Source organism: Rahnella aquatilis CIP 78.65 = ATCC 33071, assembly GCF_000241955.1.
GTDB classification, from domain to species: domain Bacteria; phylum Pseudomonadota; class Gammaproteobacteria; order Enterobacterales; family Enterobacteriaceae; genus Rahnella; species Rahnella aquatilis.
The window spans coordinates 1649992-1662161 of the sequence record NC_016818.1 but is presented as its reverse complement, the minus strand read 5'-3'; the positions used below and the strand labels follow the sequence as shown (position 1 = coordinate 1662161).

Sequence of the window (12170 nt, the reverse complement as noted above, 5' to 3'; positions counted from 1 at the left end):
ATGAAAGCTTCAGGAAAGGATTACCCCGTTTCAGATCAAACAAAAACCGGATAGTCGGGGCAGAAACAGGAAGGCAGCGCGCAAAACGAAAAGAGAACAGTGATGATAAAACGGAATGCCGGAACATTCCGCTTTTATGACTTTTTATACGCTATCTGGTCAGGAATTTTTATGGCCTAAAATCACGCGCACACGTTCCAGATCCTCAGCGGTATCAACCCCCACAGAAGGAATGGCCTTCGCCACATCAACGTGAATTTTTTCACCGTACCACAGCACCCGGAGTTGTTCGAGCAATTCAATGTGCTCAAGTGTAGTCGGTTCCCACTTCACATACTGGCGAATGAAGCCAGCACGGTAAGCATAAATGCCGATGTGACGGAGGAAGACATCGCCAATCGTTTCTTTCGACACGGCAAAACGTTCACGTTCCCACGGAATTGCAGCGCGGGAAAAATACAGGGCGTAACCTTTGGCATCCCGAACTACTTTTACCGCATTCGGGTTAAACGCTTCTTCCGCTGTTTCAATCGGCACTGCCAGAGTCGCCATTCCTGCTTCACTGTTTGCCAGATTATCAGCCACCTGACGGATAATAACCGGCGGGATCAGCGGCTCGTCGCCCTGTACGTTGACGATAATTTCATCATCGGAAAACTGACATAAATCGATGACTTCAGCCAGACGCTCAGTGCCTGACTGATGATCAGGCCGGGTAAGACAAACTTCACCACCTGCAGCCTCAACCGCCGCCACAACGTCAGGATGGTCTGTCGCAACAATCACACGTTTAGCACCCGACTCCAGTGCACGCTCCATCACATGCACAACCATAGGTTTACCGTTGATATCGGCCAACGGCTTACCCGGCAAACGGCTTGACCCGAATCGGGCCGGGATAATGGCAACAAAACTCATGGGTGTGTCTCATCAACAGAAAGCGGGCGGGCCTCGTTTTCTAATAATACGGGGATACCCTCACGCACGGGATAAGCCAGGCTGTCTGCCTTACACACTAACTCCTGCGACTCTTTATTGAAGTAAAGCTTTCCGTTACATACAGGGCACGCAACGATTTCAAGCAAACGGTGGTCCATAAATTCCTCCCGGAGGCGAATACACCGCTTTTTCAGCAAGGTGCAACGCAAAAAGCATTGGAAACCCAACACGGTGGTTGAAGAGAATAGCATAACGCTACACCCGCGTTAATCCTCACGCCCTCTCCGAAACGACTGCAAAAAGTTACATTTTTGTGAATAAAAAATATCTTTTAAGGAGGATTGCGCTGTCGATTTTGCGGGAGTACAATTTTTTTGTGATGCACATCACACTAAACACCTTCAATATGAGCACTAAAAATGAAAACTATTAACAAAATCATCGCAATGTTCGCTAACTTCAGCCACTAAGCTGCATGCCACCTGCAATCATCGTGAAATAACGGCTGCCTGATGCAGCCGTTTCATTTTGTGACATCAAATCTGCCAGTCTTTCCCCCAACACGCCGTTAACGTGTCGGGTACATTCACGGTGATGACTCTTTCAGCACCCTGCCACTGCGCGAAACGGCTGATTGCCCCGTGTACGTCTTTTGCCCGTCGTGCAGCCATCGTCACATCAGGCTCAAGATGCAGGCTCTTCACTTCCAGTATTTTTTCTTTGCGATGCATTTTTGCATCTACCCGGCCAATCAGCGCACCCCGTTGCAATATGGGAAGCGTGAAATATCCGTACAGGCGTTTTGCTTCCGGCGTATAGCACTCGATCCGGTATTCAAAATTAAACAATGTCGATGCGCGTTTACGATCCCATACCACCGGATCAAAAGGCGAAAGCAGTGTGGTGACGGTTGAACCGATCCGTGATTCGGTGGCTTGTTGCAGAAGGGGAAACTGTTTGCGATGAACATAATAAATACCTTCAAGCCCTGACACTTCTACCGGTGTGATTTCCTCATCCGTCAGTAATTGTGCAATCACAGCTTTGGTATTCACTCGCCTGAGGCGGTAGTAGTCCGCCAGCCATTCAGGTTTAAAGATGCCGAGATATTGCGCCGAACGCCGCAGCATCTGATATTCCGCTGCAGCCTGTTCAAGAGTTTGGCTCGCATCGTCCCAGCCAGGCATCACCCGTTCAGCAAGGTCGTAAACCCGGTGGAAATTACGCCGCTCAGACACCATCAGTTTCCCGGAAGTAAACAATGTTTCCAGGTGCTTTTTATGAGGCTTCCAGTCCCACCAGCCGCTGGCAGACTTTTTATCTGCATTGAAATCGGCCGAACGCACAGGACCATTTTCGGCGATATATCCCAGCAGCGCCTCAATATCCGTCTGATGCTCATCAAACCAGGCCTGAGAAAATTTCCACCCCATTCCCTGAGGATTGAGCATCCGGTGGCGCAGGAGTCCGTAATCTTCACTGGGAATAAAACAGGCCTCATGTGCCCAGTACTCGAATATTTTTCCTGCCGAGAGGGCTTGTTCCAGCCATTGGGGGGCGTAATTACCTAAGCGGCTGAAGAGCACCAGATAAGGACTGCGCGCAACCACGCTTATCGTGTCAATTTGCAGCAATCCCATATCACGGATCGCCTGAACGACATCCACAGCCGAAGGCTTTCGGGTAAAAGGTTTTAGGAGATTTTGTGCAGACAGATGCAGGGTGCGGGCTGAAGCAAGAGATATAACCGGGTGAGACATATCGGTATCCGTAGCAGCAAGTAAACTGTGGATACCGATAGCATATTTTTACCGGAGCGTAAAATTCAACTCAACGGTGTACAACAAAACCAGACTCAGAAAGCAATAACATCAGCCGCAGAAGGGCCATGTGCTACGCTGCGGTAAGTGGTGAACTCCACCTTCTGACCGGCACTCAGAGATTTATCCCCGGTATTCGCAATAGAAGTACGCTGAACATAAATTTCAGAAGAACCATCGAGCGGGCAAATAAAACCGTAGCCTTTAGCCTGATTATACCATTTAACTAAACCCATTTTTAACATCATAATTTCTATCCTTTCTTTTGGGCATCCATGAACACACTTTTTTATTATTGTTCGGATGCGTTTGCCCATTGCTAAGTTATTTTTTTATAAAAAACCTCTAATGAGCGAATTTGTTTTAATCATTATTTTTACAACTTTCACGACGTTTTATAAACGCCATCTTTACCTTTTCAGGTATGTAAAACCCGCCATCCGGCGGGTTTTACTCTGCTGATATGAGTAGCGATTAACGTTGTTTCATATCATCACGCTTGTCTCTTTTCAGAGCGCAATAACGTTAGCAGCAGCAGGACCGCGCGGGCTATCCTGAATGGTGTATTCTACACGCTGGCCTTCGGCCAGAGTTTTGAAACCATCGGTTGCGATTGCAGAGAAATGTACGAACACATCCTTGCCACCATCAGCCTGTTCAATAAAACCAAAACCTTTGCTTTCATTGAACCACTTAACCTGACCATTTTTCTTAGACATATTTAAAACCTTTTACAAAATATAAAATCCTGCCATTCGGCAATGTTAGCCAATAGTTCAGACAATTACTTATGGGGAGGACTTAGAAGGTTCGTCTTGGAAGCGGAATCATCGGGAAAGAGATAACGTCTGGGAGGAACTGCTTTACTCTACACTCATACATAAATAGCGCTGCAACACAGGCTGCACGCATTTACTCATAAGTGCAGAGCAATAGCAAGTCACGTTGCGCAATTATTCTTACATTAAACATTAACGGTAAATATTAACCTTTAAAATCATGAAGATTGAAACTTTAGATTTACGTAAATTTTTATCAGATGCAGAGAAATGGTCTATTTTTACTGTATCAATGCATCTTTTTCAAAATAAGATCAGCTATTTTTTGGAGCAGTTTCTCAGCCTGGCCACCCTCGATTTTTGCGGCGACCGGTAAATACCACCAGTCTGGCTGAGCAAAAGAACGACATTTTACGGCATCCTTTTCAGTCATCAGAAGGGCCTGACCTGGCTTTTTTACTGCGGACAGTTGTCCGGAGGTATAAGCCTGATGATCAGAAAAGGCGACTTCCTTTTGTACGTTTATCCCTAGTTGTTTCAACGTGGAGAAGAAACGTGGGGGATGCCCGATGCCGGCAATAGCCACCACATTTTTCAATGCAGAAGCATCACATTGTTCACCTGTAATCAAATTTATCGCTTTTCCCGGCTGCAAGAGCATCGCTAACTCGCCGGTACGGGCTGTGCCGCCATTGGTAATCACCGCATCCACTGAACGCAAACGAGATTCTCTTTCACGCATAGGGCCTGCAGGTAACCAGTGACCATTACCAAAACGGCGGATACCATCGATCACAACAATTTCGATATCACGCTGAAGTGCATAATGCTGCAACCCGTCGTCCGTAATAATAACGTCTAATTCATGTCCATCGAGTAATGCCTTCACTGCATCAGAGCGAACCGGGGACACTGCAACCGGTGCCCCTGTTCTTTGAAAAATCAGCACAGGCTCATCACCCGCTTGTAGAGTAGACGTTTCGCGGGTCAGTAACAGCGGATAACGCTCAGATTTTCCGCCATAACCACGCGAAACGACACCGACACGAAAACCATGCTGCTGCAACGTTTCTACCAGCCAGATAACCACCGGTGTTTTACCGTTCCCACCAGCGGTCAGGTTGCCAACCACCACCACGGGCACCGGTGCACGCCAGCTTTTTTTAACCCCAAATTTATAGCTCAAACGGATGAGATTCGAGATAAGCCCGTAAAGCCATGCCAGCGGCAGGAGTAACAGATATAACGGTGACTTTCCTGACCAGATACGATCAATCATTGCCCGAATTGCATCCGGTAGAGTTGTGAGTAAACACCGCGTTCTTCGAGGAGGCTTACATGCGAACCACGTTCCACCACGCAACCATCTTCAATTACCAGGATCTCATCGGCCTTTTCGATAGTGGATAAACGGTGTGCGATCACCAGCGATGTGCGGTTTTTCTGCAGTTCATCCAGCGCAGCCTGAATAGCGCGCTCAGATTCGGTATCAAGAGCAGAGGTTGCTTCATCAAGTATCAGAACCGGTGAGTCACGCAACAAGGCACGGGCAATTGCGATACGCTGGCGTTGACCACCTGAGAGCAGAACGCCATTCTCACCAATGACCGTATCCAGCCCTTTATCCATTTTGCTGATGAAGTCCATTGCGTAAGCCATCGTCGCTGCTTTTTCAATTTCTTCGCGGGAGTAAATATCCGTACGGGCGTAAGCGATGTTGTTGGCAATAGTGTCATTGAAAAGGTGAACGTTCTGAGAAACAAGTGCCACCTGGTCACGCAATGAAGAAAGCGTATATTCCCGCAGATCATGACCGTCCATCAGGATTTTACCTTCCTGAATATCATAGAAGCGGGTCAGCAAATTCGCGATAGTCGATTTACCGGAACCTGAACGGCCAACCAGTGCAACGGTTTTACCTTCCGGCAGGTTGAAGGAAATGTCACGCAAAGCAGGAACATCACGCCCCGGATAAGTGAAGGTCACATTTTTGAATTCAACATTCCCTTTTACACGTTTGACTTCCAGTTTCCCTTCGTCTTTTTCCTGTTCCATATCCAGAATTGAGAATAGCGTCTGACAAGCTGCCATACCGCGCTGGAACTGGGAGTTCACGTTAGTCAGTGACTTCAACGGCCGCATCAGGGCAATCATAGAAGAGAACACAACGGTGATGGTACCCGCACTGAGCGTTTCCATCACTGACGGGAAGCTTGCCGCATACAGCACAAATGCCAGTGCCAGAGAAGCGATAAGCTGAATAATCGGGTCTGAAATTGAAGAGGCGGATACCATACGCATACCTTGCTGGCGCATACGGTTACTCACTTTATCAAAACGCGCAGTTTCGACTTTCTGACCACCGAAGATCAACACTTCTTTATGGCCTTTCAGCATCTGTTCCGCACTGGTCGTCACCTGCCCCATCGTGTTTTGCATTGTCTTACTGATATTACGAAAGCGTTTAGACACCACACGGATCACAACAGAAACAATTGGCGCAATCACTAACAGGATTACCGAAAGCTGCCAGCTGTAATAGAACATCATTACAAACAAACCAATGATTGACGCACCTTCGCGTACAACGGTCACCAGCGCACTGGAAGACGAAGACGCGACCTGTTCGGAATCATAGGTGATACGGGAAAGTAAGGTACCGGTAGATTGCTGGTCAAAGAATGCAACGGGCATTCTCATCATATGACCAAACAGACGGCGACGCATATGCATCACCACTTTGCCCGAAACCCATGAAATACAGTAACTCGAAATATAGCCACTGACACCACGCACAATCATCAGGCCGATAACGACCAATGGCATCCAGAGTAGAATTGAGCGGTCAGCTTTACCAAAACCGTCATCCAGCAGCGGCTTCAGCAAAGACAGCATGAAAGTATCACTGGCGGCGTTTGCGACCAGCGCAATAGCCGCAGCGATCAGCCCGGCTTTAAAAGGTGTGATCATCGGCCACAGTCGACGGAATGTCTGCCATGTGGAGAGATCTTTATCGTTCATCATGCAATATCAACCAGCATCGAAAGAAATAGCGGTCTATTCTACTCATTATCTGCAGATACTCCAAACTGGTGGTGATACCAACGGGGGATTAATTGCTCGCGTAAGCCTTTAATTGTCCAATAATCATCAAAAATAAAGAGGCTGAGCTGACCCGATTCAGAGGTGGAATGCCAGTCATAGCGCGCTTTGTTGTATCTGCTAACAACTTTATGGGCCGGCAGATGCCATTTATTGAAACGGGATGCGGAAGCCAGCGCGATAACCGGCTTAACTGCCCGAAGGAATGGCGGTATCGATGATGTATTGCTGCCATGATGAGGAACCTGAAGTGCAGTGGCCTGCAGTTCGCTCCGCCACTTCCTGACTAACGCTTTTTCTGTTTCAGCTTCAATATCGCCGGTCAGCAGCAAACTGAATGAACCATCATCAATGCGGATAACGCAACTGTCGTTATTCCCTGCATCCCCGGACATTTTCTCTGGCCACAAAACGTTAAAATCCAGCCCCTGCCAGCGCCATTGTTCGCCCGCCATACATTTCAGATGCTGCTGCTCAGACAAGGCACTTTCACGTACGCTGGCGGCGGGATATCGTCTTTGTAACGGAGCCAGGCCCCCCCGGTGATCCATGTCATTATGACTGATAATTATCTGTTCCAGCTGAATATTCTTCCAATTTAAAAAAGGGATAATATTTTGCTCAGCGGCTGATCCCCCTTCCCACCGGTTGCCGGTATCATAAAGAACACCTCTGCCGTTTTTGCTGATAAGTACCGACAAGCCGTGCCCGACATCGAGCATATCAACCCGCCAGCGCTCTGCCGGATTTCTGTTCAGCCAGACGAAAGAGATCGCAAAAAGAGACAGCAACAATGAAAGGCATTGTCTCAACGGGCAAATCCGCCAGCACAGTAGCACCAACCATCCCATCAGGCTCGCGACCACAAATGATTCACCCAATGGGATCCAGCCGTCCGGTAATGCTTTTACACCCCACAGGGCCAGCCTCAGGGTGGCATCCGCCAGTTGCCAAAGCAGAGCTTGTAGGTAATCCATGAATACGCAGGGCACGGTGTTCATCAACAGAGCCAGTAACACCAGCGGGACTGTGATTAGCGAAACAACCGGTACTGCCCACATATTAGCCGGAAACGAAAAGAGGTTTATGCCGTGGAAAATCCCGACCTGTAAGGGTAACAGGAGAAGCGTCATCCCCAGTTGCAGATGTCCCCAGCGGAACAATGCCCAATACCATGCTTGCTGAAACATTGCAGGAAGTGGTGCCCATTGAAACCAGAAAACCAGTGCCCCAACCGCGAAACATGACAGCCAGAAGCTGTCGGATAATAAATTCATAGGATCGGCCAGCAGAAGCGTAGCAACCACCCAAAGCCATATCTGGCATGGATGACAGCGGACCCGAAACAGACGCAGCAGGATCCACATCGACACCGCTAACGCTGCCCGCACCGCGGGTGCGTTGCCTCCGGAAAGCCAGGTATAAGTCAGCAGAAAAATACCGCTCATGAATAACGGAAAGCGGTAATCAATCAGTTTTACCGGCAGCAGATATTGCAATCCACGCGCCAGCCACCATCCGAATAACGCCGCAATTCCAATATGTAAGCCTGATATCGCCACCAGATGGGCGATGCCAGTCTTTTGTAATAGCAATTTATCTGTACTCTGTATTAATCCTTTTTCGCCAAAGGCCAATGCAATCAGTATGGGTGTATTTTCCATCGGTGGCATCTTCTGCTGCACCCGCTGTATAAATTGCTGACGAAGCGATATTTTTGAATCTATTAGCCGACTATTGCGAACAGTTGCGGTCAGTGGTGCATGCTGAGACAGCGCCCAACGCTGGGCATCAAAGCCGCCTTCATTCAGCACGCTGTGCACGGGCCGCAAACTGACCGTCATATCCCAACGCTGACCCGCTAACAGTTCTTGCTCTGCCTCTTCCCATTTAGTACGGAACATGACCGGCGGGAAAATTATTTTGCCTTCCGCTTTTTCTAATTTGAAGAGTACAGAAGACGTGCCGTTGCTCCCGAGATTAATACTCTCCACCGCTGCGGTAACATGGCGCTGTGTCCCCTGAAGTACTGAAATCTGATCAAGCTGCATATTCCCCTGAAACGAGGCCCAACTGAAACTCAGGAGGCCTATCGCTATCAGGCTGAATGTTTTGTGATGAAATCTGAAACAACAGGCAGCGGCAATACACAGCATAGTCAACTGAAGGAGGGAAGGAAGTCGGAAAAAAATGAGCAGCGGCATCATGCCTGCAATAACAGCTAAAGCAGCCTCGTCCAGTGAGATTTTAATGTTTTACTCCCTTCACGTTCATCAGAATGTTTTCGTGCCGGAGTATGATTTTCACGCAAACAAGAGGCAAGCAGGAGAGAAAAACGCTGCGAGACATTACGCAAACATTCTGTTTTCAGAACTGAAAAAGGGAGGCATAAAACAAAAAAAACGGCACCTCGAAAGGTACCGTTTTACGTTCGCTATAGGCAGACATTTACGTTCAGGCGAAAGCCTTAGCCGTAAATATTCGCGCGATCGCGCAACTCTTTACCTGGCTTAAAGTGAGGAACGTACTTGCCGTCCAGCTCGACTTTATCGCCAGTTTTAGGGTTGCGCCCAACACGCGGAGCACGGTAGTGAAGAGAAAAACTGCCAAACCCACGGATTTCGATGCGTTCACCATCAGCCAAGGTTGCAGCCATATGCTCAAGCATCTCTTTCACTGCATCCTCAACAGCTTTCGCCGGGATATGAGAGTGCTGGCCAGCAAGTCTTTCAATAAGTTCAGACTTGGTCATAGTACCTCCAAGCTTTGCAGCTAAACTACCGTTTCGGGGCGACTGAGCCGCCCCCCGTCATTACTCGCCTTTTGCCGCTTTGAACGCTTCAGCCATAGCATTAGAGAAGTTGCTTTCGTCTGGTTTGTTGTTAACAACAGCGATTGCATCTTTCTCGTCTGCTTCATCCTTAGCACGGACGGACAGGCTTACTACGCGGTTCTTACGATCAACACCGGTGAATTTAGCTTCAACATCATCACCAACGTTCAGAACCAGAGTTGCGTCTTCAATACGGTCGCGAGAAGCTTCTGAAGCGCGCAGGTAACCTTCTACGCCGCCAGCTAATTCAACTGTAGCACCTTTGGCGTCAACTGCTGTGACTTTACCAGTAACAATAGTACCTTTCTTGTTAACAGACAGGTAGTTATTGAATGGATCTTCAGCCAGTTGCTTCACGCCCAGGGAGATACGTTCACGTTCTGCATCAACTTGCAGAACCACAGCTGCGATTTCGTCGCCTTTTTTGTATTCACGTACTGCTTCTTCGCCTGCAACGTTCCAGGAGATGTCAGACAGGTGAACCAGGCCGTCGATGCCGCCGTCCAGACCAATGAAGATACCGAAGTCAGTGATTGACTTGATTTTACCTTCAACGCGGTCGTTCTTGTTGTGGGTTTCTGCGAATTGCTGCCATGGGTTGTTTTTGCATTGTTTCAGGCCCAGGGAGATACGACGACGTTCTTCGTCGATATCCAGAACCATAACTTCAACAACATCGCCCACGTTAACAACTTTAGATGGGTGGATGTTTTTGTTAGTCCAATCCATTTCAGAAACGTGAACCAGACCTTCAACGCCTTCTTCGATTTCTACGAAGCAGCCGTAATCAGTCAGGTTGGTAACGCGACCCGTCAGTTTAGTACCTTCTGGGTAACGTTTAGCGATAGCGACCCAAGGATCTTCGCCCAGTTGTTTCAGACCCAGTGATACACGGGTACGCTCACGGTCAAATTTAAGAACTTTAACAGTGATTTCATCGCCAACATTAACGATTTCGCTTGGGTGTTTAACACGTTTCCAAGCCATGTCAGTGATGTGCAGCAGGCCGTCAACGCCGCCCAGATCAACGAATGCACCGTAGTCAGTGAGGTTCTTAACGATACCTTTAACTTCCATGCCTTCCTGCAGGTTTTCCAGCAGTTGATCGCGCTCTGCGCTGTTCTCAGACTCAATTACTGCACGACGGGAAACAACAACGTTGTTGCGTTTCTGGTCCAGTTTGATGACTTTGAACTCAAGATCTTTGCCTTCGAGATGCAGCGTGTCGCGAACAGGACGAACGTCTACCAGTGAACCTGGCAGGAACGCACGGATACCGTTCAGCTCAACAGTGAAACCGCCTTTAACTTTACCGTTGATAACACCGGTAACAGTTGCAGATTCTTCGTAAGCTTTTTCCAGCGTGATCCAAGCTTCATGACGTTTAGCTTTTTCACGGGACAGCAGAGTTTCACCGAAGCCGTCTTCAACAGCGTCCAGCGCAACATCAACTTCGTCGCCAACCTGGATTTCCAGTTCGCCCTGTGCGTTTTTGAATTGTTCTGCCGGGATTGCAGACTCGGATTTCAGACCGGCGTCAACCAGTACGATATCTTTGTCGATAGACACAACAACACCACGAACGATGGAACCAGGACGGGTTTCGATTGTTTTTAAGGATTCTTCAAAGAGTTGAGCAAAAGATTCAGTCATGTTGATAATCTTTAGGTTCTTAAGTTTAACGTCCATCTGGCGTCCTGCTGGATGGGGTTGTTTCAAATGCCCCGCTACAGATCCTTGCGGCGAGGTTAAAAAAAACTATAGCCAAAACTGGCACTGAATATTCTTCAGCACCAGATTAAGGCTCGATTACCGGGTTTGTTTTTGCGGCAATCCTAGAATTTCTGTGGCATAAGCCAGCGCTTTTTCGATGACTTCATCAATGGACATGCTGGTTGAATCCAGCAACAACGCATCGGAAGCAGCCACTAAAGGCGCGATAGGCCTGTTACGATCACGGTCATCGCGTTCTTTGATCTCGGCTAAAAGCCGTTCAAAGTTAACACTAAAGCCTTTTTCCTGCAACTGTAGCATTCTTCTGTTTGCACGCTCTTCCGAACTGGCATCCAGAAATATCTTCACTGGTGCATCGGGGAAAACCACCGTCCCCATATCGCGACCATCGGCAATCAGGCCCGGAGCATCGCGGAATGCGCGCTGCCTGCGCAATAACGCTTCACGAACGCGGGGAAATGCCGCCGCCTGAGACGCCGTATTGCCTACCGTTTCGGTGCGGATTTCATGGGTCACATCCTCACCTTCTAAAATAACGTGTAACTGCCCATCCTGAGCCACAAAACGAACGTCGAGATGTGCGGCAAGCGGAACGAGCGCCTCTTCTGAGACAATATCAACCTGGTGATGCAATGCCGCCAGCGCCAAAACGCGGTAAATCGCGCCGGAATCCAGCAGATGCCAGTTAAAGGCCTCGGCCAACGCTTTACACAACGTACCTTTGCCTGCACCACTTGGCCCATCAACGGTGATTACCGGGGCTAAAGCCGTCATTTTTGTCTCCTTTCGGTGGGGTCTGCCCGCTTCATTAGTCTCACAGGACTAATTCAGGAGCGGCATTATACGCTGCCTTTGCGACAACTGTTACCCCACATTTTTCAGTTGCCTAAAAAGCGGACGGTTCTGAGCCTGAAAAACAAAAAAACGGACATCCGGGATGTCCGTTCAGGCAGGGCAAACAAG

At 48.5% G+C, this 12170-nt stretch carries 10 protein-coding genes and 1 pseudogene; all 11 read right to left on the bottom strand.

Annotated features, from left to right (window positions below; genetic code table 11):
• Window positions 1–159 precede the first annotated feature (159 nt).
• The 11 genes and pseudogenes from kdsB to cmk all read right to left on the bottom strand — a co-directional run bounded on the left by kdsB (window position 160) and on the right by cmk (window position 11981).
• Window positions 160–918 (bottom strand): 3-deoxy-manno-octulosonate cytidylyltransferase, encoded by a 759-nt coding sequence (gene kdsB / locus RAHAQ2_RS07615; RefSeq protein ID WP_015696664.1) that lies wholly within the window; start codon window positions 916–918, stop codon window positions 160–162.
• Entirely contained in the window at window positions 915–1097 is a 183-nt protein-coding gene (locus RAHAQ2_RS07610) for a Trm112 family protein (protein ID WP_013574842.1), read from the bottom strand. Before RAHAQ2_RS07610 ends, kdsB begins: the two co-directional genes overlap by 4 nt.
• A 378-nt stretch (window positions 1098–1475) precedes the next feature.
• Entirely contained in the window at window positions 1476–2699 is a 1224-nt protein-coding gene (locus tag RAHAQ2_RS07605) for a winged helix-turn-helix domain-containing protein (RefSeq protein WP_015696663.1), read from the bottom strand.
• 95 nt (window positions 2700–2794) lie between these two features.
• Window positions 2795–3007 (bottom strand): cold-shock protein, encoded by a 213-nt coding sequence (locus RAHAQ2_RS07600; protein ID WP_015696662.1) that lies wholly within the window; start codon window positions 3005–3007, stop codon window positions 2795–2797.
• A gap of 261 nt (window positions 3008–3268) precedes the next feature.
• The gene (gene cspE, locus RAHAQ2_RS07595; RefSeq protein WP_013574839.1) at window positions 3269–3478 is read right to left on the bottom strand and encodes a transcription antiterminator/RNA stability regulator CspE; all 210 of its coding nucleotides are present in this window, start codon (window positions 3476–3478) and stop codon (window positions 3269–3271) included.
• A 349-nt stretch (window positions 3479–3827) separates the two neighbouring features.
• Window positions 3828–4817, bottom strand: coding sequence for a tetraacyldisaccharide 4'-kinase (gene lpxK / locus RAHAQ2_RS07590; protein ID WP_015696661.1), 990 nt, complete (start codon window positions 4815–4817; stop codon window positions 3828–3830).
• On the bottom strand, window positions 4814–6562 hold the full coding sequence (msbA, locus tag RAHAQ2_RS07585) for a lipid A ABC transporter ATP-binding protein/permease MsbA (RefSeq protein WP_015696660.1): 1749 nt from the start codon (window positions 6560–6562) through the stop codon (window positions 4814–4816). The genes lpxK and msbA overlap by 4 nt, the downstream gene beginning before the upstream one ends.
• Window positions 6563–6600: 38 nt before the next feature.
• A complete protein-coding gene (locus RAHAQ2_RS07580) occupies window positions 6601–8880 on the bottom strand; it encodes a ComEC family protein (protein ID WP_072010211.1) in 2280 nt (759 codons plus the stop codon).
• A gap of 227 nt (window positions 8881–9107) precedes the next feature.
• Window positions 9108–9395: pseudogene (gene ihfB / locus RAHAQ2_RS07575) on the bottom strand (integration host factor subunit beta); the annotation flags it as partial.
• Window positions 9396–9452: 57 nt separating this feature from the next.
• Window positions 9453–11126 (bottom strand): 30S ribosomal protein S1, encoded by a 1674-nt coding sequence (rpsA, locus tag RAHAQ2_RS07570; protein WP_086935295.1) that lies wholly within the window; start codon window positions 11124–11126, stop codon window positions 9453–9455.
• 156 nt (window positions 11127–11282) lie between these two features.
• Window positions 11283–11981 carry a (d)CMP kinase gene (cmk, locus tag RAHAQ2_RS07565; RefSeq protein ID WP_015696657.1) on the bottom strand — a complete coding sequence of 233 codons (699 nt, stop codon included), beginning with the start codon at window positions 11979–11981 and terminating at the stop codon, window positions 11283–11285.
• Between the last annotated feature and the right edge of the window lie 189 nt (window positions 11982–12170).